Source organism: Streptomyces sp. NPDC002825, from assembly GCF_040295385.1.
GTDB lineage: Bacteria > Actinomycetota > Actinomycetes > Streptomycetales > Streptomycetaceae > Streptomyces.
On record NZ_JBEOVH010000018.1, the window covers coordinates 121460 to 146138 of the forward strand.

The following is a 24679-nucleotide window of genomic DNA, read 5'->3' on the forward strand; positions in this document are numbered from 1 at the left end:
AGTCGTTGACGGCCAGTCTGTCAGTTCTGCTGCGATCGGGTCGCCCCCGACCCCCGTTAGCCCCCATTAGGCTCTGGACGCGTACGCGAACATTCCGAGGAGAGCCAGCCATGAGCGAGCGACTGCAGCCCGGCGACACCGCCCCCGCCTTCACCCTTCCCGACGCGGACGGCAACGAGGTCTCCCTCGCGGACCACAAGGGCCGCAAGGTCATCGTCTACTTCTACCCGGCGGCGCTGACCCCCGGCTGCACCAAGCAGGCGTGCGACTTCACGGACAACCTGGAGGTCCTCGCCTCCGCCGGCTACGACGTCATCGGCGTGTCCCCGGACAAGCCGGAGAAGCTGGCGAAGTTCCGCGAGAAGGAGAACCTGAAGGTCACGCTGGTCGGCGACCCGTCGAAGGAGACCCTGGCGGCCTACGGCGCCTTCGGCGAGAAGAAGCTGTACGGCAAGGTCGTGACGGGCGTGATCCGCTCGACGGTCGTCGTCGACGAGGACGGCAAGGTGGAACACGCCTTCTACAACGTCAAGGCGACGGGCCACGTCGCCAAGATCATGCGAGACCTGGGCGTCTGACCCCGCGCCGTCGCCGGAACGGCCCGCACCCCGGAAGGGCGGTGCGGACCGTTCCGCGTTTCGGGTGACTCGCACCGTCCGAGCCGCGGCGCCGAAGGCCATCGCGGACACGGTCTTCCGGGTGCGCCCGGAAGGATCGTCGCGCGAGAACCGCGACCGGCTCCATCGCGCCCCCACCGCGGTCGACCACATCAACGGGAACTGGCTCGACAACCGTCGGGAGAACCTTCGCCACCTGTGCCCCAACTGCCATGCCATCACCGCTACCTGATGTCGTGGCGGTGCCCGCTACGATGGCAGGGGTTGCGCGGCGGTGGTGCAATGGCTGACACAGCAGACTTAGGATCTGTGGCCCCTGACCGGGCTTGAGGGTTCGAATCCCTTCCGCCGCACAGAAACGGCCTGCGAATCGAAGGATTGATTCGCAGGCCGTTCGCATACGGCCCTCAGCCCAACAGCTCCCGCACCACCGGTACCAGCGCCCGGAACGCCTTGCCCCTGTGGCTGATCGCGTTCTTCTCCGCCGGGGTCAGCTGGGCGCAGGTGACCTCGTGGCCCTCCGGCTGGAGGATCGGGTCGTAGCCGAAGCCGTTCGTGCCCACCGGGGCGTGGCGGAGGGTGCCCGGCATCCGCCCTTCCACCACTCGCTCCGTGCCGTCCGGGAGCGCGAGGGCCGCCGCGCAGGCGAAGTGGGCGCCCCGGTGTTCGTCCGCGATGTCCGACAGCTGGGCCAGGAGCAGGGTCAGGTTCGCCTTGTCGTCGCCGTGGGTGCCGGCCCAGCGGGCCGAGAAGATGCCGGGGGCGCCGTTCAGGACGTCGACGCAGAGGCCCGAGTCGTCGGCGATCGCCGGGAGGCCGGTGGCCTGGGCCAGGGCGTGGGCCTTCAACAACGCGTTCTCGGCGAAGGTGACGCCCGTTTCCTTGACGTCGGGGATCTCGGGGTACGCGTCCGCGCCGACGAGGTCCAGGTCTAGGCCGGCGTCGGCGAGGATCGCGTGGAGTTCGGTGATCTTGCCCGCGTTGCGGGTGGCGAGGATCAGGCGCTGTCGGGTCATGTCCCCGATTATCCGGGTCGGGCCGGGTCGCCCTTTAGCCCGGCGTGCAGACCTTGGCGACCTCGCCGGCCGCGTCCGTGATCGGCGTGATGTCCGGGGTCGTGTCGCCGTTCTTGACCGCCGTGCGGACCGTGTCCACGCCCTTGCTGAGGTCGTCGACGGCCTTCGAGAGGTCGGCGTTGTCCGTGGTGTTCTTGAGGTTGCCCAGTTCCGTGGAGATGGAGTTCAGGGACTCCTCGATCTGCGTCACGTCGTTGGAGGCGTTCGAGACCGCCTGCTGGAGGTTCTGGACGGACGTGGCTATCGCGTCGGCGGTCTTGACGCAGTCCATCGCCGTGTCGAGGGCTCCGCAGCCGCTCAGGACGGTGGTGAGCGCGGCGGCCGTGGCCATGGCGAGTGCGAGACGGCGCTGCTTCAAGGTGGGTCCTTCCCCAGATACGTACGACGGGCGGGCGCCCCGGAGCCTATCCGGGTGCCCGCCCGTCAGGACGCAGCGAGGTGTCAGAGAGTTCCTTCGAGCGCCTTCCGCTGGATCTCGGCCAGTTCGGCGCAGCCGCCGGAGGCGAGGTCGAGGAGGGCGTTGAGCTCCTTGCGGTCGAAGGGCTCGGCCTCGGCGGTGCCCTGGACCTCGACGAAGCGGCCGTCGCCGGTGCAGACGACGTTCATGTCGGTGTCGGCGCGGACGTCCTCCTCGTAGCAGAGGTCGAGGAGGGGGACTCCGTCGACGATGCCGACGGAGACGGCGGCGACGGTGCCGGTGAGCGGCTTGCGGCCGGCCTTGATCAGCTTCTTGCCCTGGGCCCAGCCGATGGCGTCGGCGAGGGCCACGTACGCGCCGGTGATGGCCGCGGTGCGGGTGCCGCCGTCGGCCTGGAGGACGTCGCAGTCGAGGACGATCGTGTTCTCGCCGAGGGCCTTGTAGTCGATGACGGCGCGCAGGGAGCGGCCGATGAGGCGGGAGATCTCGTGGGTGCGGCCGCCGATCTTGCCGCGGACGGATTCGCGGTCGCCGCGGGTGTTGGTGGCGCGGGGCAGCATGGAGTACTCACCGGTGACCCAGCCCTCGCCGCTGCCCTTGCGCCAGCGCGGGACGCCTTCGGTGACGGAGGCGGTGCAGAAGACCTTGGTGTCGCCGAAGGAGATGAGGACGGAGCCCTCGGCGTGCTTGCTCCAGCCGCGTTCGATGGTGACGGGGCGGAGCTGTTCGGGGGTACGGCCGTCGATGCGAGACATGCCCCGAGCCTAGCGGGACATGACGGAGGGCCCGTTCCCCTGCCGGAACGGGCCCTCGTCGATGTGAGTCGACCGACGTCGGTCGGGGGCTCACATCAGGTCTTCGATCTCCGCGGCGATGGGGTCGGCGTCGGTGCCGATGACGACCTGGATGGCGGTGCCCATCTTGACGACGCCGTGGGCGCCGGCGGCCTTCAGGGCGGCCTCGTCGACGAGGGCGGGGTCCACGACCTCGGTGCGCAGGCGGGTGATGCAGCCTTCGACCTCTTCGATGTTGTCGATGCCGCCGAGCCCGGCGACGATCTTCTCAGCCTTGCTGGCCATGTGTTTCTCCCTGTCCGTTCTGCGTACCGACGGTCCGCTGTGTCACGGTAACCCACGGTTGGCCCAACTTCGCGAGCGAGTGCGGCCGTTCTGCCGAATGATGACGATCACCGGCGGCCTGTCCTCAGCGGGCTCCCGGGAGCCTATCGCAACTGGTCTACACCAGTGTGCATCGAGATGCGGACCCGGCTTGTTCCGGGGAGGGAGGACGCCGATGAGTGCCGACAGCGCCGCGGCCGCACCGAAACCCAAGAAGCCCCTGTCCTGGAACGGCCTCTTCCAGGGGCTCCAGAAGATGGGCCGCAGCCTCCAGCTCCCCATCGCCGTGCTCCCGGCGGCCGGCATCATCAACCGGCTGGGGCAGCCGGACGTCTTCGGCGCCGACGGTCTGGGGTGGGACAACGTCGCGAAGGTGATGGCGGGCGCGGGCGGTGCGCTGCTGGACGGCAGTCTCGGTCTGCCGCTGCTGTTCTGCATCGGTGTCGCCATCGGCATGGCGAAGAAGGCCGACGGCTCGACGGCGCTCGCGGCGGTGGTCGGCTTCCTCGTCTACTACAACGTGCTGCGCCAGTTCCCGAAGGACTGCCCGGCGGGCACGGTGGACGTCAACGGCGGATGCCTCTCGCCCGAGCAGGCCTTCACCGGGTACACGTACCAGAACCCCGGCGTCTTCGGCGGCATCCTCATGGGCCTGATGGCCGCCTGGTTCTGGCAGCGCTACCACCGGACGAAGCTGGTCGACTGGCTCGGCTTCTTCAACGGCCGCCGGCTCGTGCCGATCATCATGACGTTCGTGGCGATCGCGTTCGCCGCGATCTGCCTGTGGATCTGGCCGCCGATCGGCGACGGCCTGGAGAACTTCAGCGACTGGCTGGTCGGACTCGGCGCCTGGGGCTCGGGCATCTTCGGCCTCGCGAACCGCGCCCTGCTCGTCATCGGCCTGCACCAGTTCCTGAACGTGCCCATCTGGTTCCAGTTCGGCACGTACACCAAGCCGGACGGCACGGTGGTCCACGGCGACATCCCGATGTTCCTGGCGGGCGACCCGAACGCCGGTCAGTTCCTGACGGGCTTCTTCCCGATCATGATGTTCGCGCTGCCGGCGGCGGCGCTCGCGATCACCCACACCGCGAAGCCGCACCGCCGCAAGGCGGTGGGCGGCATGATGCTCTCGGTCGCGCTGACGTCGTTCGTCACGGGCATCACCGAGCCGATCGAGTACTCGTTCCTCTTCATCGCGCCGCTGCTGTACGTGATCCACGCCGTGCTGACCGGTGTGTCGATGGCGGTGACCTGGGCGCTGGGCGTGAAGGACGGTTTCAGCTTCTCGGCGGGCCTGATCGACTACGTGATCAACTGGAACCTCGCGACGAAGCCGTGGCTGATCATTCCGATCGGTCTGGGGTTCGCGGTGGTGTACTACGTGATCTTCCGGTTCGCGATCGTCAGGTTCAACCTTCCGACGCCCGGCCGCGAGCCGGAGGAGATCGAGGAGGAGATCGAGCGGGAGAACGTCAAGTGACCCCTCGATCACCCGGCGAGACCTGACCGTTTTCGGGGCTTTCGACCCCCTCGTAAGGCCCTTCGAAGGCCCCCGGACCTGACCGTCCGGGGGCCTTTTGTCGTTCATCTCCGGCTATGGCCGCGCACGCAAAATTCGCAGGTTCCTTATCTAAGTCTCACGTGCTACAACTGGTCTACACCACTCAATGGTGTAGACCACGCGGTCCAGACCACCGCGTTCCACGAGACGTCGCCTCCCCCCGTGTTCACTGTCCCGGGCGGCGCCTTGCCTTACTGGAGGAAGTTGATGAGTACGGCCACCGCCCAGGCCGCCGCTCCCGCGAAGAAGCGCGGATCCGGCCTGTTCCAGGGCCTGCAGAAGGTCGGTCGCAGCCTGCAGCTGCCGATCGCCGTGCTGCCGGCCGCGGGTATTCTGCTCCGTCTCGGCCAGCCCGACGTCTTCGGCGACAAGGGCCTCGGCTGGGACAAGGTCGCCTCCGTCTTCGCCACCGCCGGCGGCGCGGTCTTCGACAACCTGCCCCTGCTCTTCTGCATCGGCGTCGCCATCGGCTTCGCCAAGAAGGCGGACGGCTCCACCGCCCTGGCCGCGCTCGTCGGCTTCCTGGTCTACAGCAACGTGCTGAAGGCCTTCCCGATCACCGAGGCCGTCGTCAACACGACCGCCAACAAGGGCGTCGACGTCGCCGCGACGTACAACAACCCGGGTGTCCTCGGCGGCATCCTGATGGGTCTGCTGTCCGCCGTCCTGTGGCAGCGCTTCCACCGCACCAAGCTGGTCGACTGGCTCGGCTTCTTCAACGGCCGCCGTCTCGTCCCGATCATCATGGCCTTCGTCGGCACCGCCGTCGGCGTCGTCTTCGGCCTGGTCTGGGAGCCGATCGGTGAGGGCATCTCCAGCTTCGGCGAGTGGATGACCGGCCTCGGTGCCGGTGGCGCCGGTCTCTTCGGTCTCATCAACCGCGCGCTGATCCCGGTCGGCATGCACCAGTTCGTGAACACCGTCTCCTGGTTCCAGATCGGCGACTTCACCAACGCCGCCGGCGAGGTCGTCCACGGTGACCTCAACCGCTTCTTCGCCGGTGACCCGAGCGCCGGAATCTTCATGTCGGGCTTCTTCCCGATCATGATGTTCGGCCTCCCGGCCGCCGCGATCGCCATCGCCCACGCCGCCCGCCCCGAGCGCCGCAAGGCCGTCATGGGCATGATGGTCTCCCTCGCGCTGACCTCCTTCGTCACGGGCATCACCGAGCCGATCGAGTTCACGTTCATGTTCATCGCGCCGGTCCTGTACGCGATCCACGCGGTCCTGACCGCCGTCTCCATGGCCGTCACCTGGGCCTTCGGCGTCCACGCGGGCTTCACCTTCTCCGCGGGCGGCATCGACTACCTGCTCAACTGGAACCTCGCGACCAAGCCGTGGATGATCATCCCGATCGGCCTCGTCTTCGCGGCGATCTACTACGTGGTCTTCCGCTTCGCGATCACCAAGTTCAACCTCCCCACCCCGGGCCGCGAGCCCGAGGAGGAGATCGAGGACCTCACCAAGGCGTGAGCCCTCCCCCGCACGACGGTAAGGCCCCGGAACCCACAGGTTCCGGGGCCTTACCCGTTCTGCGCGGGGACCTCAGATCTCGTACACCGCTCCCGGCCGCGCCAGCTCCGACGGGCCCTCGTACACCTCGCGCGCGTCCCGCAGGTTCTGCTCGCCGTCCGTCCACGGCGGGATGTGGGTCAGCACGAGGCGTCCCACTCCCGCCCGGGTCGCGTGCGCGCCGGCCTCCCGGCCGTTGAGGTGGAGGTCCGGGACCTCCTCCTTGCCGTGGGTGAAGGAGGCCTCGCAGAGGAAGAGGTCGGTGCCGTCGGCGAGGTCGTGCAGCGCCTCGCAGACCCCGGTGTCCCCGGAGTACGTGAGCGAACGGCCGCCGTGCTCGAGCCGGATGCCGTACGCCTCGACCGGGTGGCACACCTTCTCCGTACGCACCGAGAACGGGCCGATCTCGAAGGTGCCGCCGGACTTCAGCGTGCGGAAGTCGAAGACCTCGCTCATCGAGGACGGCGAGGGGGTGTCCGCGTACGCCGTGGTCAGCCGCTGCTCGGCACCCTCCGGCGCGTACACGGGGATCGCGTCGCAGCGTCCGCCCTCGTGCCGGTAGTAGCGGGCCACGAAGTACCCGCACATGTCGATGCAGTGGTCCGCGTGCAGATGGCTGAGGAAGATCGCGTCGAGGTCGTACAGACCGATGTGTCGCTGCAGCTCGCCCAGGGCGCCGTTGCCCATGTCGAGGAGCAGCCGGAAGCCGTCGGCCTCGACGAGGTAGCTCGAACAGGCCGAGTCCGCGGACGGGAACGACCCGGAGCAGCCGACGACGGTGAGCTTCATGGAGCGAGAACCTCCGTGGACGGGTGCGGAAAGCGCGCTGAGGGAGGGGAGGCTGTGCGGTCTGTCGAGCGTAAGGCGCACCCGGGCCCGACGCTCCTTCGTGGTGCCCCGTTGTGGGCGAACTCACGGGCTCTGTCACCGGTTCGGATGGATGGCGGGGCGCGGCGGCGGGGTGGGGGGCGCACCGGTACCTTCTTGAGGTATGGACACGTCGTGGTGGCCCGCGCTGGTCGCGGTCGTGGTGATCGCGCTGGTGGTGGTGGTCGCCGACGGGCGGAAGCGGGCCACGCGGCCGGCGCCGTCCCGGAGGCCCACGGGGCGGCCGCGGCCTCCTCGCGGTCCGGCCGGGCCCCGGAGGGCCCCCGCACGACCGGGCCGGGCGCCGAGGGCGGCCGAGATCTGGTGGGCGGACGTGCCCTTCGAGGACGGGCCCGGATCGAAGGACCGGCCCTGTCTGGTGCTCGTGGTACGGGGGGACAGCGCGCTCGTCGCGAAGATCACCAGCAAGTACCACGACGAGCGGCCGGGGGTGATCGCGCTGCCGCCGGGGGCGGTGGGCGACGCGCAGGGACGGCCCAGCTTCCTGGAGACCGATGAGCTGCGGGAGGTGCCGGTGGGGGACTTCCGGCGGAGGGTGGGGGAGGCGGACCCGGTCGTGTGGGACCAGGTCCGCCATCTGGCGCGGTAGCGCCAGTGCGGGGCCCGCTTGGTGCGGGCCCCGACGGTGCGGGTTCAGGCGCGGGAGCCCAGGCGCGGCTCAGCGCGCCGTCCGGTGGGCCCACCCTCCCCCGAGCTCTCGGCTTCGCTCGAGCAGGGGGACCCCCATCGCCCCGGCGGAACGATTGCCCACACCTGCTACGCCCAGAGCTGGCCCTGGACCGTGGCGATGGCTTCCTCTGTCGTCTTGGCCGTGTAGAGGCCCGTCGAGAGGTACTTCCAGCCGCCGTCGGCCACCACGAAGGCGATGTCGGCGGTCTCGCCGGCCTTGAGGGCCTTGTTGCCGACGCCGATGGCCGCGTGGAGGGCCGCGCCGGTGGAGACGCCCGCGAAGATGCCCTCCTGCTGGAGGAGTTCGCGGGTGCGGGTGACCGCGTCGGCGGAGCCGACGGAGAAGCGGGTGGTGAGGACGGTGGCGTCGTAGAGCTCGGGGACGAAGCCCTCGTCGAGGTTGCGCAGGCCGTAGACGAGGTCGTCGTAGCGCGGTTCGGCGGCGACGATCTTGACGTCGGGCTTGTGCTCGCGCAGGTAGCGGCCGACGCCCATGAGCGTGCCCGTGGTGCCGAGGCCCGCCACGAAGTGGGTGATGGAGGGGAGGTCGGCGAGGATCTCCGGCCCGGTGGTGGCGTAGTGGGCGCCCGCGTTGTCGGGGTTGCCGTACTGGTAGAGCATCACCCAGTCGGGGTGCTGCTCGGCGAGCTCCTTGGCGACGCGTACCGCCGTGTTCGATCCGCCCGCGGCCGGCGACGAGATGATCTCGGCGCCCCACATGGCGAGCAGCTGGCGGCGCTCCTCGCTGGTGTTCTCGGGCATGACGCAGACGATGCGGTAGCCCTTGAGCTTGGCGGCCATGGCGAGGGAGATGCCGGTGTTGCCGCTGGTCGGCTCCAGGATGGTGCAGCCGGGGGTGAGGCGGCCGTCCTTCTCCGCCTGCTCGATCATGTGGAGCGCGGGGCGGTCCTTGACCGAGCCGGTGGGGTTGCGGTCCTCCAGCTTCGCCCAGATGCGGACGTCGTCCGAGGGCGAGAGCCGGGGGAGGCGGACCAGCGGCGTGTTGCCGACGGCGGCCAGCGAGGAGTCGTAACGCATGTGGATCAGACCATGCCGCCGGCGACGGCCGGCAGGATCGTGACGTTGTCGCCGTCGGTGAGCTTGGTCTCGATGCCGTCGAGGAAGCGGACGTCCTCGTCGTTGAGGTAGACGTTGACGAAGCGGCGGAGCTTGCCGTCGTCGACGATGCGGGCCTCGATCCCGGCGTGGCGGGTCTCCAGGTCGGCGAAGAGCTCGGCGAGGGTCGCGCCGCTGCCCTCGACGGCCTTCTCGCCGTCGGTGTAGGTGCGGAGGATGGTCGGGATGCGGACCTCGATGGCCATGGCGTGGGCTCCTGTCGGAAGTGGCGTGCTGGGCGCGCTTCTGTGGCCCCGCGCGGAGGGGTCGTACGGTTCTTCGGTCGTACGTGAGGGCGCTCGGCGCCGGTCGCTCAGTGCGCGGCGCGTGAGGTACAGATCGCGCTGGCGAGGCGGCACAGGTCGACGTGCAGGCGTGCCGCTCCGCCTCCGAAGGCTCCGAGAAAAAGAGCGGAGGCGGAGTGAGCGCCAGCGAACGCAGCGAGCACGGCGGTGCTCGGAGTCTCTTCGCTCACGTCATGGGAAACCATGGGCTCATCGTATCGATTCCCGGTCCGGGTTCCGGAATGTGATCTCACATGATGGATGGTTCCCGACCGAGTGGTGGACCTCGGCCGTCAGAGCGGCTGGTCGCGGGCGACCGCCCCGCGGGAGCGGAACGGTCGCCCCCGGCGGTCCTACTCGTACGCCTCGACGATCTTGACCTCTTCCTCGGTCACGACGCCTTCGACGATCGAGAAGGAGCGGAACTGGAAGGGGCCGGCCTCGTCGATGTCGGCGGTGGACACGAGGACGTAGTGGGCGTGGGGCTCGTTCGCGTACGAGATGTCCGTGCGGGACGGGTAGGCCTCGGTCGCGGTGTGCGAGTGGTAGACGATGACGGGCTCCTCGTCCCGGTCGTCCATCTCGCGGTAGAGCTTCAGCAGGTCGCCGGAGTCGAACTCGTAGAAGGTGGGCGAGCGGGCGGCGTTCAGCATCGGAATGAACCGCTCGGGGCGTCCGCTGCCGACCGGGCCGGCGACGACGCCACAGGCCTCGTCGGGGTGGTCCGCGCGGGAGTGCGCCACGATCTGGTCGTACAGGGCCCGGGTGATGGTCAGCATGCCGACAGGATAAGCAGACGGGCCGCCCCGTACCGAGGAATGGTACGGAACGGCCCGAATGGTGAGACCCTGCAGGTCAGGGCGTCAGGAGCGCTTGGCGAAGGCCGCGCCCTGCGGGTTGCGGGCCTTCAGGACCAGGTACGAGACGGCGAGGATCAGGCCCCAGACCGGCGCGCCGTACAGGGCGACGCGGTTGTCCTTGTCCATCCCCATGGTCACGATCACCATGCCGATGAAGGCGAGCGAGAAGACGCTGAACCAGATGCCGCCCGGGGCCTTGAAGGAGGACTGCGGCAGCTCGCCGCGGTCGGCCTTGAGGCGGTAGCGGATCTGGCAGAACAGGATGACGATCCAGGCCCACATGCCGGAGATGGTGGCGAAGGAGACGACGTAGTTGAAGGCTTCGCCCGGCCACTGGTAGTTGATCCAGACGCCGACCATCATCAGGGCGGCCGAGACCGTGGTGCCGACCAGCGGGGTGCCGGACTTCGTCAGCTTGGTGAAGGCCTTCGGGCCCTGGCCGTTGAGCGCGAGGTCGCGCAGCATGCGGCCGGTGGAGTACATGCCCGAGTTGCAGGAGGACAGGGCCGCCGTCAGGACGACGAAGTTGACGATGGCGGCGCCGACGCCGAGGCCCATCCGCTCGAACGCCTCGACGAACGGGCTGACGCCCGGCTTGAAGGCGGTCCACGGGACGACCGACAGGATCATGATCAGCGCGCCGACGTAGAAGACGGCGATGCGCCACGGCACGGTGTTGATGGCCTTCGGCAGGACCGTCTTCGGGTCCTTCGACTCGCCCGCCGTCACGCCGACCAGCTCGACCGCGAGGAAGGCGAACATGACCATCTGGAGGGTCATCAGGGTGGAGAAGATGCCGTCCTCGCCGCCGAAGAAGCCACCGAGGTCCCACAGGTGGGTGACGGAGGCGGTGGCGCCGGCGTCGGAGAAGCCGAGGGTGAGGATGCCGGCGCAGATCAGGATCATGCCGATGATCGCGGTGACCTTGACCATGGAGAACCAGAACTCCAGCTCACCGAAGAGCTTCACGGAGATCAGGTTGGCGGCGTAGAGGATCACGGTGAAGACCAGGGCGGAGAGCCACTGCGGGATGTCCCACCAGTACGTCATGTAGGTGGCCGCGGCGGTGACTTCGGTGATGCCGGTGACGACCCAGAAGAGCCAGTACGTCCAGCCGGTCGCGAAGCCCGCGAAGGGGCCGATGAACTCGCGGGCGTACTCCGAGAAGGAGCCCGACACCGGGCGGTACATGAGGAGCTCGCCGAGCGCCCGCATGATGAAGAAGATGACGAGGCCCGCGACCGCGTACGCGAGGATCAGGCTCGGTCCCGCGATGGAGATGCCCTTGCCCGCGCCGAGGAAGAGTCCGGTGCCGATGGCACCGCCGATCGCGATCATCTGGATCTGCCGGGCGCCGAGTGCCCGGTGGTAACCCTCGCCGGAGGCGGAGTCCGCGGCCTCATTGCCGTCGTGCTGCTTGTCGACCTGCACTGAGGTCATGGTGGTGCGCCTTTCTCCATGCTGATCCGCGCGACTGCGAGTGCGTCTGCCGCGGATCAGATCCTGATCCCCCCGGATGTGGATGGAGTGCTACCGGCGGTCAGCCGGCCCAAGCGCCCTCGGGAACAGGGGTGGCGTGCCCGAGTGGTCGTGAAGATTTATCACGGCGTGTGAGGCGATCGACGGAGTTACGTGTGGCGCACGCCACAAAAAAATACGGACAAAGGGTGCACAAGATGACATGGCGGGAGCTCTGATAACGCATTCGTTATCCGGATTTGAGCGTCCGCTGAGCGAACAGGGGGCGAACGGCAGGCCGGTCAGGCCATCAGGGTCCCGACGAGGGACTCCTGGAGCGCCCCCAGCCAGAGGTACGCCATCACCATCGGCTTGCGGGGATCGGAGTCCGGCAGCCGGTACAGCTGCTCGCTCTCCTCGTCGTCCGTGATCTCCAGACGGGTGCCGATGGTCAGCCGGAGGTCGTTGAGCGCACCCAGCCAGGACCGGGACTCCTCCGGGGTGAGCTTCAGGACCGCGCCACCCTCCCCCGCCGCCTCGGCGGACAGCGAGTCCAGGGCACGGACGACCGCGAGGGCGTCCTCGCGCTTGCGGGCGCGCAGGTCGTTCTCGGTGTAGCGGCGGAAGTCGGAGGCGGCCGCCCGCAGCTCCTCGCTGTCGTCCCCGTACGCGTCGGGGAAGAGGCGCCGGAGGGCGGGGTCGGAAGGCGGCTCGCTCGGCCCCTCGGCGAAGAGCGCGGCCAGCGGGTCCTCGTCCGCGGCGGGCTCGTCGCCCGGCCCGATCAGCTCCATGAGCTGGACGGCGAGGGAGCGGAGGATGGAGATCTCGACGTCGTCGAGCGCGACGGCCGCGCCGCCGCCCGGGAGGGTCTCGAACTGGCCGGCCATCAGAAGCGGTCCTGGGAGAGCGTCGCCCACAGCCCGTAGCCGTGCATCGCCTGCACGTCCCGTTCCATCTCCTCGCGGGTGCCGCTGGAGACCACCGCGCGGCCCTTGTTGTGCACGTCGAGCATCAGCCTGTGCGCCTTGTCCTTGGAGTATCCGAAGTACGACTGGAAGACGTACTCCACATAGCTCATCAGGTTGACCGGATCGTTGTGCACGAGGGTCACCCAGGGCACGTCGGGTTCGACGACCGCGGAGACCTCCTCGGCCGATTCCGTACGTTCGATCTCAATAGGCGCGACGCTCACTCACACCATGTTGTCACCCCTGGGGGCCCGTCGCGCAAACGGGGCACCCGGAAGGACCCACCTGTTCGGGCCCACTATTCGTCACTCTGACGATTTCTGCGCTAGCATCGCTGACATGAACGCTGCGGACCTTGGGCTGCCGGTGGACGTGCCGTCGACCGCGCTCTTCACCGATCAGTACGAGCTGACCATGCTCCAGGCGGCCCTGCGGGCCGGCACCGCCGACCGGCGCTCCGTCTTCGAGGTCTTCACCCGGCGGCTGCCCGAGGGGCGGCGCTACGGCGTCCTCGCGGGCGTCGGCCGGGTCCTCGACGCCGTCGAGAACTTCCGCTTCGACCCCGCCGTCCTGGGCTTCCTGCGGGAACGCGCCATCGTCGACGAGCCGACCCTGGAGTGGCTGGCCCGCTACCGCTTCTCCGGCGACATCTGGGGCTACCCCGAGGGCGAGGTGTACTTCCCCGGCTCCCCCGTGCTGCGCGTCGAGGGCTCCTTCGCGGAGTGCGTGCTCCTGGAGACCGTGATCCTCTCGATCCTCAACCACGACTCGGCCATCGCCGCCGCCTCCTCCCGCATGTCGGCCGCCGCCGGCGGACGGCGCCTGATCGAGATGGGCGCCCGCCGCACCCACGAGCTCGCGGCCGTCGCCGCCGCCCGCGCCGCCTACGTCGGCGGCTTCGAGGCCACCTCGGACCTCGCGGCCGGCTTCCGCTACGGCATCCCGACCGTCGGCACCTCCGCCCACGCCTTCACCCTGCTCCACGACAGCGAGCGGGACGCCTTCCGGGCCCAGGTGGAGACCCTCGGCCGCGGCACGACCCTGCTCGTCGACACGTACGACGTGGCCGAGGCCGTCCGTACCGCCGTCGAGGTCGCCGGACCCGAGCTCGGGGCCGTACGGATCGACTCCGGCGACCTGCTCCTCGTCGCGCACCGGGTGCGGGCGCAGCTCGACGAGCTCGGCGCCCGGGACACCAAGATCGTGGTCACCTCGGACCTCGACGAGTACGCCATCGCCTCGCTCGCGGCGGCCCCGGTCGACGCATACGGGGTGGGCACGCAGCTCGTCACCGGCAGCGGGCACCCGACGTGCTCCATGGTCTACAAGCTGGTCGCCCGGGCCGCCTCGGCCGATCCGAAGGCGCCCCTGGTACCGGTGGCCAAGAAGTCCCTGGGCGGCAAGGCCTCCGTCGGCGGCCGCAAGTGGGCGGCCCGCCGGCCCGACGCGGCCGGGGTCGCCGAGGCGGAGGTCGTGGGCACCGGGCCGGTCCCGCCGGAGCTCGCCGACCACCAGCTGCTCGTCGAGCTGATCAAGGGCGGCGACGTGGTGGCCCGTGAGCCGCTGGAGGCCGCCAGGGCGCGGCACATCGCGGCCCGGGCGGGGCTGCCGATGTCGGCGATCCAGCTGTCGCGGGGCGAGCCGGTCCTGCCGACGGAGTACGCGTAGCCGTCCCCGCAGCAGTCCTCGGGGCCGCCCCCTCCCGAACGGAGGGGGAAGTCTCTAGGCTCGAACCCTCCCTTCCGACGCGCTAAGGACACCCGCCATGCACCGCGCATTGATCGTTGTGGACGTTCAGAACGACTTCTGCGAGGGCGGCAGCCTCGCGGTGGCCGGCGGCGCGGACGTCGCCGCCGCCATCACCGACCTGGTCGGCCAGACGGCGGGCACCTCCTACCGGCACGTCGTCGCCACCCGCGACCACCACGTCGACCCGGGCGGGCACTTCGCCCCGGCCGGGGAGCAGCCGGACTACGTGTCCTCCTGGCCGGTGCACTGCGTGGCCGGCACGGAGGGCGTCGGCTTCCACCCGAACTTCGCGCCCGCCGTCGCCAGCGGGGCGATCGACGCCGTCTTCGACAAGGGCGCGTACTCCGCGGCGTACAGCGGCTTCGAGGGCTTCGACGAGAACGGCCGGACGCTCGCGGACTGGCTGCGCTCGCACCACGTCACCGAGGTCGACGTGGTCGGCATCGCCACCGACCACTGCGTGCGGGCCACGGCGCTGGACGCGGCCCGGGAGGGCTTCCGGACCCACGTCCTGCTCGACCTGACGGCCGGCGTGGCGAAGGAGACCACGGACCGGGCCCTGGAGGAGCTCCGCACGGCGGGCGTGGAACTGACCGGCAAGCCGGTCGTGGCCTGAGGCCACGGTCGCCGCGCGAGGCCCGGGGCCGGGCAGGCCGGTCGTGGCCTGAGGCCACGGTCGCCGCGCGAGGCCCGGGGCCGGGCAGGCCGGTCGTGGCCTGAGGCCCGCACCCGGGCGGCCGGTCGTGGCCTGTGGCTCCGGGCCGGCAGGCCCTACGCGGCGGGCTCCTTCGGGAGGGAGCGGACCGGGTGCCAGAGCTCCTGGGCGGCGCCCGGTGTGGATCTCCACAGCAGGCCCTCCGGGTGGTGCAGGACGGCGGTGATCTCGTCCGGCGTGGGCGGCTCGCTGTTTCCGCGGAGGTAGACCGCCCTCAGCCCCAGGTTCCGCAGCCGGGTCAGGGCGCGGGCTCGGTTGGCGGCGTGGACCAGGAAGCGGACGGTGGCACCGTCGCCGGCCGGGCTGGGAAGCCCTATGGCGACGACCACACTGCCTCCCGGCAGCTTGCAGAACCCTCCGTTGGGCATGCGGAACCACTCCCCCGTGGATCAGATGTCAATAAGAACGGCGTCAGACGCACCTAAACACGATCGGCCGCCGCCCGCTAGAGGGCGACGGCCGATCATGGTTTGACCTGCGGTTTTGCTATTTACTTGGTCGAGGGACCGACCTGAACCGTGATCGTCTGGCCGTTCAGGGGCTCCTTGACGACCTGGATCTTGGTGTTGGTGTCAGTTACCTGGACACCGGCGCGCGGGGTCTCGGCGAACCAGTAGACGCCCTTGCGGTCGTCGAAGGTCGGGTTGCCGGCCTGGGACGGGACCCAGGTGGCGACGCCCTTGTTGTGCAGCTGGAAGCCGTCCGTGCCGGAGATGCTGAACGGCGAGTCGTACGCCTGGACGCGGTTGCGCATCAGCGTGCCGTCGGACCACTTCAGCGGGCTCGGGTGGGCGTCGATCGGGAGGACGCGGCCCACACCCGGGTGCTTGGAGGTGTTGTTGTCCTTCTGGGACAGGTCCCACTTCCAGATGAGCAGACCGTTCTGGTACGGGTAGTGCTCGACCCAGTTCGCCTTGTCACCCGTGAAACCGAAGTTGTACGGGCCGACCTTGAGGGTCTTGTCGTACGAGACGTACTGGCGGTTCTCCGCGATGTAGTACTGCTCGTACTCCTTCGTGAAGCCCTTGCCGACGCGCGAGAAGCCCTTGGCGACCCAGCCGTTGTCGCCGTTCTCGGCGCCGTCCGCGAAGACGGAGGCACCGTCGGCGGTCACCGTGATGGCGTCGGCCGTGAAGCCCTTGCCGCCCGCGCCGCCGTCCGTCTGGTAGCGGAAGCGGAGGTCGACCTTCTTGCCCGCGTAGGCGCCGAGGTCGTACGAGAGCTTCTTGTACGCGCCCGAGACGTCGGTCAGCGCCGGGGCGCCGCTCGCGTCGCGGGGGAGCGCCTTGCCGTCGGCGGTGCCGTCCAGCGCGGTCCAGTTGGCGCCGCCGTCCGTGGAGACCTCGGCGTACAGGAAGTCGTAGTCCTTCTCGATGTCCCACCAGCCCTGGAGGTCCAGGGAGGCCGACGTCTTGCCGGTGAGGTCGACGGAGCGGGTCAGGGTGTTCTTGAGGTCGTCACCCATGTTGCTCCACCACTGCGAAGCACCCTCGGCGGGGGCCACGATGTCGGTGGTGACGGCCTTCTTCGGCAGCTCGACGACGAGCGCCTGCGGGTTCTTGGTGTTGTACTCCGAGACGCCCAGCTTGTGGGTGGTCTTGGTGGCACGCTGCCAGTCGCTGACCTTGGCGTAGTTCAGCCAGCCGAGCTGAAGCTTGTCCCAGGCGGTCATGTCGCCGGGCAGGTCGCCGATGGCGTCCTTGCCCGTGCCGAGCCACGAACCGGAGGACATGAGGGTCCAGAACCCGGTGGAGTTCTCGCCGCCGGAGGTGTCGTAGTGGTCCGGCAGACCGAGGTCGTGGCCGTACTCGTGGGCGAAGACGCCGAGGCCGCCGTTCTCCGGCTGCATCGTGTAGTCGCCGACCCAGATGCCGGTGTCGCCGATCGGGGCGCCGCCGGCCTTGTTGTTCGCCGGGCCGGTCTTGCCGGCGTCGGTGCCGTAGGCGTACCAGCGGTGGGCCCACAGGGCGTTCTTGCCCTCGGCGCCGCCACCGGCCGACTCGTCCTCGCCCGCGTGCACGAGCTGGAAGTGGTCGATGTAGCCGTCGGCCTCGTTGAAGTTGCCGTCGCCGTCGAAGTCGTAGCGGTCCCACTGGTCGTACTGGGCCAGCTCGGACTTGATCTGGGCGTCGGTCTTGCCCTTGGCCTTCTGGTCGGCGACCCAGGCGGTGAGGCCGTCACGGACGGTGTCCCAGACGTTGTTGCAGTTGTGGTCGCCGCACCAGTTCGAGCCGTAACGGGCCTCGTTGTACGGGACCTTGACCCAGTCGGAGACCGTGCCGTCGACCGAGTAGCGGCCGGAGGAGGTCTTCTCGTAGAAGGTCTTCAGGGACTGCTTCGGCCGGCCGGCGGCGTCCTTGCCGGTACCGAAGTACAGGTCCTGGAAGTGCTGCTGGTTGTAGTCCGCCTGCCATGCCGTCGAGTTGTTCGTGGCACGGTCGGGCTGGGCTATGGCGTTGTGCAGCGGGCCGGGCTCGCCGCCGTACTTCGGCTTCAGCTCGGTCGTGTCGTCGTCGTCGCGGTCGACCAGGGTGGTGTTGTCCACCTGGTCGCCGAACTCGACGAGGATGGTGAAGATCTTGTCGGTCTTCTCGCGGCCGAGCTCGACGTACTTCTTGCTGTCGAGCTTGACGACCTGAGAGCCACCCCGGTTCTCGACCTTGGCGTCGCCGTTCAGCACCTGCTCAAGGGCAGCCTTGTGCTGCTGCTCCTGCTGCTTGCTGAAGGGGCCTTCGAGGTCGTGGTCGACCGTCGTCTTGTCGACGGTCTGCATGCCCGCGGCCGGCGTTCCGTTGCCGTTGTTGTCGGCCCAGGCGGTGGTGAAGGTCGAGGCGGTGGCGGCGGTGGCCGCGAGCGCCACGACGACTGCGGACGCTCTGATCGCCCGTCGTCTGTTGGTCACTTGATGTTGTCCTCCCCGGCGCCCACGCCCTCGGACCGAAGGTGGGGTGTCCGTCCGGCGGGGGTCGCGCGTCACAAGTGACGACATTCGACCGGAGTGGGGCGAGAAAAGACAGATCTTGACTTGAACGGGTCAACTGCACTATGCAGGATCGAACTTCCGATTATCGAACACCCAGTGGGCGCGTAGTGAAGGAAGATTGACGGTTTCGTGCCCCTGTGCGCCCCCCGTGCACCGGCAGCGTGGGTAAGGTCACGCTTACCTGTCACACCGCCCGGGCATCCACCGTCGTAGAGTCGAACCGAAGTCTCGAGGGGCGGTACCCGTCATGCAGCGTCCGAACGCCGCACAACTCACCTACGGTTCGGCCACCGTCGTTCTCGCGACCGTCGCCCTGCTGCTGCTCTCCGGCACGACGACGACCCTGGGCATCGCGGTGATCTGCGCCGCCGGCCTGCTGCTCGGCACCCTCGTGGCGGTGACGATGCCGGTGCGCGCGCGGCCCGTCAATACCCCGGTGAACGAAGAGATCCGGGTGCCGGCCCAGCGCGTGGGCGCGGGGGCCGATACCCGGATCGGTTCGTGACGCTTCGTCCGACTCGGCGGCATCGCTGAGGGACGTTCCTGAGGGGCGTTCCTGAGGGATTCCTGAGGGCCGCGACCGAGGGACGCTACTGAGGGACGCTCACCACCACCGTCTTCGCCGCCTTGTCGTGCAGACCCTGCTTGTACGGCTTGTCGACCATGATCAGGATCAGCAGGAGCAGCGGCCACAGGCAGGCGCAGCAGATCAGCGCGGGCAGCCAGAGCACGACGGCGCGCAGCAGCGACTGGCTCATCGGGGGCGTCGTCCCGTCGTTGAGCATCGCGACCCGCAGCTTCATCAGCCTCTTGCCGAGGGTCTGGCCGTTCTTCGCCGTCAGGACGGTGTCGTACGCGACGTACGCGACGATCGTGATGAGCTGGAAGACCAGCTGGCTGCCGCCGTTGAGGCTGTTGACGGTGTTGTCGAAGCCGTCGCCGTTGTTGGTCGCCCGGTCGTAGATGTCGAACGGGATGCCGATGACCGCGAGCGGCACCGCGATGATCACCCAGTCGATGAGCCGCGCGAGGATCCGGCGCCCGGTCTCGGCGAGCGGCGGCATCCCGGAGAGCGGATCGGTCCCTCCGTAACCGCCGCCGTATTCACCGTACGGGGGCGGAGACGGGGGCAGGTTGTCGTACGGGGAGCCGTAGGGGCTCCCCGGAGGGGGACCTCCCGGGGGCGGGCCCCCCGGCGGCGGTCCCGGGGGCGGCGGCCCTCCCGGGGGCGGCTCCGGGGGCCTCTTGTTGAACGGGTCGTCCTCGGGCGGCGGTCCTGGCGGCGGCTGGTCGGTGCTCATGGGGGCAGTGCATCCCGGGGGCGACGGACCCGCAAAAGATCGCCGCCCGTTCGGGGGACCGCCGCTCAGCGCGCCACGAACGTGCGGGCCGCCTTGTCGTGCCAGCACTGACGCCAGGGCCGGTCGAAAAGACACCACAGGACGTTGAGGACACCGATGGCCAGGAGCCCCAGGACGCTGTAGACGAGCCAGCGGCGGAGTGCCTTCCCGAAGGTCGGCGGCTCGTGCGCCTCGATGTCCCGCACCTCGAGCCCGCACAACTTCTTGCCCAGCGTGCGGCCCCACTTGGCGGTGGGCAGCGCCTCGTACAGCACGCCGATGACGAACAGCGAGGCGAGCGCGATGCCGAACTGGACGGAGGTCGTCGAGTCGAGCAGCCAGACCTGGACGGTGGTGCCGGACTGCCGGGCCGCCTCGATCTTGCCCTCGATGTGGTCGACGGCGGCGGTCACGAAGGGCAGGGAGGCCGCGCCGACCAGCGCGCCCAGGACGACGCTGTCGATCAGCCGGGCGAGCAGACGCCGGCCGAGCCCGGCGGGGCGCGCGGCGGCCTGCGCGCGGGCGGCCGCCTGGAACACGTCCTCGACGGGCGGCTTCCAGGGGACGACGGGCTGCTGCGGCTCCTGGGGGCGGGGCTGCGGCTGGGGTTGGGCCTGCGGCTGGGGCTGCCGGGCCCAGGAGGGTGCGGACGGTACGGGCGCGGGGGCCGGGGTCGGAGCCGGGGTCTGTACGGGCGCGGGTGCGGGGGCCGGGGTCTGGACCGGCGCGGGTGCCGGGGCCGGGGCCGGAGTGGGTGCCGCCGCGGCGGGTGCGGGCTGGGGCTTGGGCTGGGGGGTCGGCGAGGGCGTCGGGATCGGGGTGACGGGCATGCCGCCGAGGCGTGCCGCTCCCCCGGTGGCCCGCGGGTCCGCGACGGGGGTCCGCTTCTCCTCCGGCTCGCTCCCTCCCGCGACCGGCCACTCGGCCGGGGTGCGCGGGTCGGGCGTCCGGGGCGCGCCCCAGGAGACCTTCTGGTCGAGGTCGCCGCCGAAGCCGGTCTGGCGGGAGGAGTCCGCCTGCCAGGCCGAGGCGGGCTCCGGCGTGAGCGGCTCCTCGTCGAGGAAGACGGGCCCGGTCTCCTCCACCGTGGGTACGGGTGCGGGCGCCGGTGCGGGTGCGGGGGCCTGCGCCTGGGCGGGCACGTGCGGGGCGGCCTGGACGGGTGCTGCGGACTGCGCGGGTGCCGGGGCCACGGACTGCGCCGATGCCGGTGCCACGGACTGCGCGGGTGCCGCCGCCGGGGCGGGGGCGGGTGCCGGGCTGGAGGCGAGGATCGGGCCGGCCGGGATCGCCGAGGCGGGAGGGCCGGGCGGAACCTCGCCGTCCGGCGGGGCGGGCCGGCTCGTGCCGGGCACCCACGCGCCCCCGTTCCAGTACCGGATGTACCCGGGAATGGACGGGTCCGGGTAGTACCCCGCCTGCGGTACCTCTCCGCCGCCTCCAGGAGGAGTAGCCACTGCCCCGACTCCGTTCAGTCACAACGCCTTTGATCCGCACGGCCGCGCGCCGGGCGTGCCGCGCCCAAGGAGGACAGTAACGAAGAACGTCCCCGAGGGGACAAGGAGCCCGCGAGAAAGCCCGCCTTCGGGGGGACACATACCGGAATCGATCACTCCCGGTGATGTTCGGGCCGGTGCATCCCGGCCGCCGTCCCGCACGAAGACCTACCGAAAAAACTTCCCGAAAAAACTTCCCGAAGTCGCGTAATGAACCGCGGGGACCCCGCTCTCTCCCTGTGAAGGCCCGCGCGGGGCCGTCCGAGACGAAGGAGCACGACCATGCAGAACACCGACAACACCACCGTCGAGCGCGAGCTGGAGCTGAAGCTGGTGCTCTCCCCCGAGCGCTCCGTCCCCGTCCCCGCCCGGCTCGCCTACCGGACCGACGACCCGTACGCCGTCCACATCACCTTCCACGTCGGCACCGACCACCCCGTCTACTGGACCTTCGCGCGCGAGCTGCTCGTCGAGGGCGTCTTCCGGGCCTGCGGCCACGGGGACGTCCGCATCTGGCCCACCAAGGTCGACGGCCGCAGCGTCATCCTGATGGCGCTCTCCTCCCCCGACGGCGACGCGCTGCTCGAAGCCCCGGCCGCGCAGGTGTCCGCGTGGCTGGAGCGGACCCTGCGCGCGGTGCCGCCGGGCACCGAGTCCGAGCGGCTCGGCATCGACGACGGGCTCGCGGAGATCCTGGCGACCACCGTGGTCGCCGACGACCTGTGGCTGCGCGACCCGTGGCCGTCGGACGAGTCCCAGGACGGCGAGCTGTGACCCCGAACTCCTGGACGGGGATTCAGAAGAGCTTGCCGGGATTGAGCAGCCCGAGCGGGTCGAAGGTGGCCTTGATGCCCCGCTGGAGTTCGAGACCGACCGGCCCCAGCTCCCGCGCCAGCCACTCCTTCTTCAGCACGCCCACACCGTGCTCGCCGGTGATCGTGCCACCGAGGGCGAGGCCGAGCGCCATGATCTCGTCGAAGGACTCCCGCGCGCGCCGCGACTCGTCCTCGTCGGTGTGGTCGAAGCAGACGACTGGATGGGTGTTGCCGTCGCCGGCGTGCGCGCAGACGCCGATGGTCAGGTGGTACTTCTCCGCGATCGCCGCCGTGCCGTCGAGCATCTCGGCCAGCCGGGTCCGCGGCACGCACACGTCGTCGATCATCGTCGCGGACTTGATGGTCTCCAGGGCGGTGAGGGAGAGCCGGCGGGCCTGGAGGAGGAGTTCGGACTCGGCGGTGTCCGCGGCCGGGACGACCTCGGTGGCGCCCGCCGCCGTGCACAGCTCCTTGACGGCCGCCAGGTCGGCGGCCGGATCCGGAGTGTCGAAGGCGCACAGCAGCAGCGCCTCCGTGGTGTTCGGCAGACCCATGCGCGCCAGCTTGTTGACCGCCTGGACCGTGGTGCGGTCCATGAGTTCGAGCAGCGAAGGGGTGTGGCCGCGCTCGATGATCGCGCAGACCGCCTCGCAGGCCGCGGCCGCGGAGGGGAACTCGGCGGCGAGCGCGAGCTGCGCCGGGGGCTGCGGCTTGAGCGCGAGGACGGCACCCACGACGATGCCGAGGCTCCCCTCGGAGCCCACGAAGAGCCGGGTCAGGTCGTATCCGGCGACGCCCTTCGCCGTACGGCGGCCGGTGCGCAGGAGGCGCCCGTCGGCGAGGACGACGTCGAGACCGAGCACATACTCGGCGGTGACCCCGTACTTGACGCAGCACAGGCCCCCGGAGGCGGTGCCGATGTTCCCGCCGATGGTGCAGCTCTCCCAGCTGGAGGGGTCCGGTGGGTAGTAGAGGCCGTGTTCGGCGACGGCACGGGACAGCACGGCGTTGACGACACCCGGTTCGACGACGGCGATCCGGTCGACCGGGTTGATCTCCAGGATGCGGTCCATCTTGACGAGGGAGAGCACGATGCAGCCGTCGGAGGCGTTGGCGCCGCCCGACAGGCCCGTGCGGGCGCCCTGCGGGACGACGGGGACGCGGAGTTCGGTCGCGGTGCGCATGACGTGCCGCACCTGCTCGACCGTCCGCGGGAGCACGACGGCCGCGGGGGTGCCGGCCGCGCAGAAACTCGCCATGTCGCGCGCGTAGGAGGCGGTGACGTCCGGGTCGGTGAGGACCGTGTCGTCGGGGAGCCCGGCGCGCAGCCGCGCCACGAGGTCGTTCCGCTGAAGATCGTCCATGCGACCAGCGTGGCACCCGCGTCCATCGGTGTGAACCCGCCGGAGCGGGCGCTTCGTGTGCTCTTCCTACAGGCGGACGCGGGCGCACAGTGAGCGCCATGAAGACCGAGAACGTGTCGAGGACGGTCCTGGCGGCCGGGGTGGGCGCGGTGCTCGCGGCGACGGCGCTGCTGTACGTCCCGGAGTTCGCGGGGCAGGGCCCGCCGTCCCCGCCCGGGCCGGCGGAGCGGGCGGTGATCGCGGCCCACGCGGGCGCGCAGGCCTCGCTGCCCGACCTGGCCGCGCTGATCGCCGACCGGGAGAAGTGGCTGCGGGCCCATCCGGACGACGAGGTGTCCTGGGCGGAGCTGGGCGCGGCGTACACGGAGCGGGGCGGCCGGCTCGGAGACGTACGGGACTACCCGCGGGCCGAGCAGGCGCTGCGCCGCTCGCTCGCCGAACGGCCGGCCGCGGGCGGCAACGCGGAGGCGCAGCTGGGGATGGGGGCGCTCGCGGCGGCGCGGGGCGACTGGCGGGCGGCGAAGGAGTGGGGCGAGCGGGTACGGAAGGCCGATCCGCGCCGCTGGCCCGTGTATCCGGTCCTGATCGACGCGTACGACGGGCTCGGGGAGTACAAGGCGGCCCAGAAGGCGATGCAGAGCCTGGAGGGGCTCCACGCGGGCGCGGTGGTACGGGCCAGGGCCGCGCAGACGTACCGCGACCGGGGCTGGCGGGAGGACGCGGACGCGGCGGCCCTCGACGCGGTGGCGCTCGCGGAGACGGACGCGGAGAAGGCGGCGGGCCTCGCGCGGCTGGGGGACCTGGCGTGGGAGCGGGGCGAGGCGGAGGAGGCCCTCGGGCGGTACGGGGCGGCGCTGCGGCTCGTACGGGACCACGGGCCCTCGCTCGCGGGCCGGGCGCGGTCCCTCGCGGCCCTCGGCCGCACGGACGAGGCGGTGCGCGGCTGGACGGCGGCGCTGGCCCGGCTGCCGCTGCCGGAATACCTCCTGGAGGCGGGCGAACTGTACGAGTCGCTGGGCCGGGACGGGGAGGCGCGGGCGCTGTACGACCGGCTGCGGACCGGGACCTGGCCGGGCGCGGAGGTGCCGCTCGCGCTCCTGGACGCGGACCACGGCGACCCGGCGGCCGCGGCGGCCCGGATGCGGGCGGAGTGGGCGCGGGGGCACCGCTCGGTGCGGTCGGCGGACGCGCTGGGGTGGGCGCTGCACCGCTCGGGGGCGTCGAAGGAGGCGCTCGGGTACGCGAAGCGGGCCACGGAGGAGGGGGTGCGGAGTGCGCTCTTCCTGTACCACCGGGGGGAGATCGAACGGGCCCTCGACCAGACCGGGCCGGCGCGGCGCCACCTGGAGGAGGCGCTGCGGATCCATCCGTCCTTCTCGCCGCTGCACGCGGGGCGGGCGGTGGGGGCCTTGGGGGCGCTGGGGGAACTGTCGGACGAGCTTCCGGCGGAGCTCCGTCGGGAACCGAAGCCGCCGAAGCCGCCCCAAGCGAGGTAGCGAGCCCCGGCCCATCCCCCGTATGGGCCGGGACGGCCCCGGGGCGGTGCCCCCGCCCGTGTGGGCCCGCGCCCGGCGGGGCGGTGCCCCGCCGCCGTGTGGGCAATCGTCCCGCATGGGGGTCCCCCCAGGACGAAGTCCTAGGGGGAGGGACGGGTGGGCACACGGGACGG

27 protein-coding genes and 1 tRNA gene are annotated in these 24679 nt (G+C 70.5%); 11 read left to right on the forward strand and 17 right to left on the reverse strand.

Features of this window, described 5'->3' with window-relative positions; translation table 11 throughout:
• The first annotated feature begins 110 nt into the window (after window positions 1–110).
• From bcp to ABT041_RS23120, 3 genes are all read left to right on the forward strand, one after another.
• Complete coding sequence (gene bcp, locus ABT041_RS23110) at window positions 111–578, forward strand: thioredoxin-dependent thiol peroxidase (protein ID WP_351187295.1); 468 nt, start codon at window positions 111–113, stop codon at window positions 576–578.
• Window positions 579–642: 64 nt separating this feature from the next.
• Window positions 643–849 (forward strand): hypothetical protein, encoded by a 207-nt coding sequence (locus ABT041_RS39080; RefSeq protein WP_502976578.1) that lies wholly within the window; start codon window positions 643–645, stop codon window positions 847–849.
• A gap of 36 nt (window positions 850–885) precedes the next feature.
• Window positions 886–970, forward strand: a tRNA-Leu gene (locus ABT041_RS23120).
• Between the two features lie 54 nt (window positions 971–1024).
• Here the strand turns inward: ABT041_RS23120 and rdgB are convergent.
• The 4 genes from rdgB to ABT041_RS23140 all read right to left on the reverse strand — a co-directional run bounded on the left by rdgB (window position 1025) and on the right by ABT041_RS23140 (window position 3190).
• Window positions 1025–1633: an RdgB/HAM1 family non-canonical purine NTP pyrophosphatase gene (rdgB, locus tag ABT041_RS23125; protein WP_351187297.1), complete on the reverse strand. Its 609-nt coding sequence runs from the start codon at window positions 1631–1633 to the stop codon at window positions 1025–1027.
• A 34-nt stretch (window positions 1634–1667) separates the two neighbouring features.
• A complete protein-coding gene (locus tag ABT041_RS23130) occupies window positions 1668–2024 on the reverse strand; it encodes a hypothetical protein (protein WP_351187357.1) in 357 nt (118 codons plus the stop codon).
• A 110-nt stretch (window positions 2025–2134) separates the two neighbouring features.
• Window positions 2135–2866, reverse strand: coding sequence for a ribonuclease PH (gene rph / locus ABT041_RS23135; RefSeq protein WP_351187299.1), 732 nt, complete (start codon window positions 2864–2866; stop codon window positions 2135–2137).
• Between the two features lie 90 nt (window positions 2867–2956).
• Window positions 2957–3190: a PTS sugar transporter subunit IIB gene (locus ABT041_RS23140; protein ID WP_041129428.1), complete on the reverse strand. Its 234-nt coding sequence runs from the start codon at window positions 3188–3190 to the stop codon at window positions 2957–2959.
• 214 nt (window positions 3191–3404) lie between these two features.
• Here ABT041_RS23140 and ABT041_RS23145 point away from each other — a divergent pair, with 214 nt between their 5' ends.
• Complete coding sequence (locus tag ABT041_RS23145) at window positions 3405–4712, forward strand: PTS transporter subunit EIIC (RefSeq protein WP_351187301.1); 1308 nt, start codon at window positions 3405–3407, stop codon at window positions 4710–4712.
• Between the two features lie 288 nt (window positions 4713–5000).
• Complete coding sequence (locus ABT041_RS23150) at window positions 5001–6266, forward strand: PTS transporter subunit EIIC (RefSeq protein WP_351187303.1); 1266 nt, start codon at window positions 5001–5003, stop codon at window positions 6264–6266.
• Between the two features lie 72 nt (window positions 6267–6338).
• Here ABT041_RS23150 and ABT041_RS23155 read toward each other — a convergent pair whose 3' ends face one another.
• Window positions 6339–7094, reverse strand: coding sequence for an MBL fold metallo-hydrolase (locus ABT041_RS23155; protein ID WP_351187305.1), 756 nt, complete (start codon window positions 7092–7094; stop codon window positions 6339–6341).
• A gap of 202 nt (window positions 7095–7296) precedes the next feature.
• Between ABT041_RS23155 and ABT041_RS23160 the strand changes: the two genes are divergently transcribed.
• On the forward strand, window positions 7297–7782 hold the full coding sequence (locus ABT041_RS23160; RefSeq protein WP_351187307.1) for a type II toxin-antitoxin system PemK/MazF family toxin: 486 nt from the start codon (window positions 7297–7299) through the stop codon (window positions 7780–7782).
• Between the two features lie 167 nt (window positions 7783–7949).
• On the opposite strand, the gene ABT041_RS23165 is transcribed toward ABT041_RS23160, so the two are convergent.
• The 7 genes from ABT041_RS23165 to clpS form a co-directional block, all read right to left on the reverse strand.
• Window positions 7950–8900, reverse strand: a complete 951-nt coding sequence (locus ABT041_RS23165; RefSeq protein ID WP_351187309.1) for a PLP-dependent cysteine synthase family protein — start codon at window positions 8898–8900, stop codon at window positions 7950–7952.
• Window positions 8901–8905: 5 nt separating this feature from the next.
• Complete coding sequence (locus tag ABT041_RS23170) at window positions 8906–9184, reverse strand: MoaD/ThiS family protein (RefSeq protein WP_351187311.1); 279 nt, start codon at window positions 9182–9184, stop codon at window positions 8906–8908.
• Between the two features lie 107 nt (window positions 9185–9291).
• Window positions 9292–9468 carry a putative leader peptide gene (locus tag ABT041_RS23175; protein WP_351187313.1) on the reverse strand — a complete coding sequence of 59 codons (177 nt, stop codon included), beginning with the start codon at window positions 9466–9468 and terminating at the stop codon, window positions 9292–9294.
• 147 nt (window positions 9469–9615) lie between these two features.
• Entirely contained in the window at window positions 9616–10041 is a 426-nt protein-coding gene (locus ABT041_RS23180) for a M67 family metallopeptidase (RefSeq protein WP_351187315.1), read from the reverse strand.
• Window positions 10042–10125: 84 nt separating this feature from the next.
• The gene (locus ABT041_RS23185) at window positions 10126–11562 is read right to left on the reverse strand and encodes an amino acid permease (protein WP_351187317.1); all 1437 of its coding nucleotides are present in this window, start codon (window positions 11560–11562) and stop codon (window positions 10126–10128) included.
• A 320-nt stretch (window positions 11563–11882) separates the two neighbouring features.
• Window positions 11883–12467 carry a DUF2017 domain-containing protein gene (locus ABT041_RS23190; RefSeq protein ID WP_351187319.1) on the reverse strand — a complete coding sequence of 195 codons (585 nt, stop codon included), beginning with the start codon at window positions 12465–12467 and terminating at the stop codon, window positions 11883–11885.
• A complete protein-coding gene (gene clpS, locus ABT041_RS23195) occupies window positions 12467–12772 on the reverse strand; it encodes an ATP-dependent Clp protease adapter ClpS (protein ID WP_189805257.1) in 306 nt (101 codons plus the stop codon). The genes ABT041_RS23190 and clpS overlap by 1 nt, the downstream gene beginning before the upstream one ends.
• Window positions 12773–12887: 115 nt before the next feature.
• Here clpS and ABT041_RS23200 point away from each other — a divergent pair, with 115 nt between their 5' ends.
• Window positions 12888–14216, forward strand: coding sequence for a nicotinate phosphoribosyltransferase (locus tag ABT041_RS23200; protein ID WP_351187321.1), 1329 nt, complete (start codon window positions 12888–12890; stop codon window positions 14214–14216).
• 97 nt (window positions 14217–14313) lie between these two features.
• The gene (locus tag ABT041_RS23205; RefSeq protein WP_351187323.1) at window positions 14314–14913 is read left to right on the forward strand and encodes an isochorismatase family protein; all 600 of its coding nucleotides are present in this window, start codon (window positions 14314–14316) and stop codon (window positions 14911–14913) included.
• A 155-nt stretch (window positions 14914–15068) separates the two neighbouring features.
• On the opposite strand, the gene ABT041_RS23210 is transcribed toward ABT041_RS23205, so the two are convergent.
• Window positions 15069–15380, reverse strand: coding sequence for a hypothetical protein (locus tag ABT041_RS23210; RefSeq protein WP_351187325.1), 312 nt, complete (start codon window positions 15378–15380; stop codon window positions 15069–15071).
• 122 nt (window positions 15381–15502) lie between these two features.
• Window positions 15503–17914 carry an immune inhibitor A domain-containing protein gene (locus ABT041_RS23215; RefSeq protein WP_351187327.1) on the reverse strand — a complete coding sequence of 804 codons (2412 nt, stop codon included), beginning with the start codon at window positions 17912–17914 and terminating at the stop codon, window positions 15503–15505.
• A gap of 328 nt (window positions 17915–18242) precedes the next feature.
• On the opposite strand from ABT041_RS23215, the gene ABT041_RS23220 reads away from it, so the two are divergent.
• On the forward strand, window positions 18243–18500 hold the full coding sequence (locus tag ABT041_RS23220) for a hypothetical protein (RefSeq protein WP_351187329.1): 258 nt from the start codon (window positions 18243–18245) through the stop codon (window positions 18498–18500).
• An 85-nt stretch (window positions 18501–18585) separates the two neighbouring features.
• Here ABT041_RS23220 and ABT041_RS23225 read toward each other — a convergent pair whose 3' ends face one another.
• Window positions 18586–19296 (reverse strand): RDD family protein, encoded by a 711-nt coding sequence (locus ABT041_RS23225; RefSeq protein ID WP_351187331.1) that lies wholly within the window; start codon window positions 19294–19296, stop codon window positions 18586–18588.
• A 65-nt stretch (window positions 19297–19361) separates the two neighbouring features.
• Window positions 19362–20792: an RDD family protein gene (locus tag ABT041_RS23230; protein ID WP_351187333.1), complete on the reverse strand. Its 1431-nt coding sequence runs from the start codon at window positions 20790–20792 to the stop codon at window positions 19362–19364.
• Between the two features lie 321 nt (window positions 20793–21113).
• On the opposite strand from ABT041_RS23230, the gene ABT041_RS23235 reads away from it, so the two are divergent.
• Window positions 21114–21605: an SsgA family sporulation/cell division regulator gene (locus ABT041_RS23235; protein WP_351187335.1), complete on the forward strand. Its 492-nt coding sequence runs from the start codon at window positions 21114–21116 to the stop codon at window positions 21603–21605.
• A 22-nt stretch (window positions 21606–21627) separates the two neighbouring features.
• Here the strand turns inward: ABT041_RS23235 and ABT041_RS23240 are convergent, their stop codons facing one another.
• Complete coding sequence (locus tag ABT041_RS23240) at window positions 21628–23010, reverse strand: FAD-binding oxidoreductase (RefSeq protein WP_351187337.1); 1383 nt, start codon at window positions 23008–23010, stop codon at window positions 21628–21630.
• A gap of 98 nt (window positions 23011–23108) precedes the next feature.
• Here ABT041_RS23240 and ABT041_RS23245 point away from each other — a divergent pair, with 98 nt between their 5' ends.
• Window positions 23109–24506, forward strand: a complete 1398-nt coding sequence (locus tag ABT041_RS23245; protein WP_351187339.1) for a tetratricopeptide repeat protein — start codon at window positions 23109–23111, stop codon at window positions 24504–24506.
• Window positions 24507–24679: the final 173 nt, after the last annotated feature.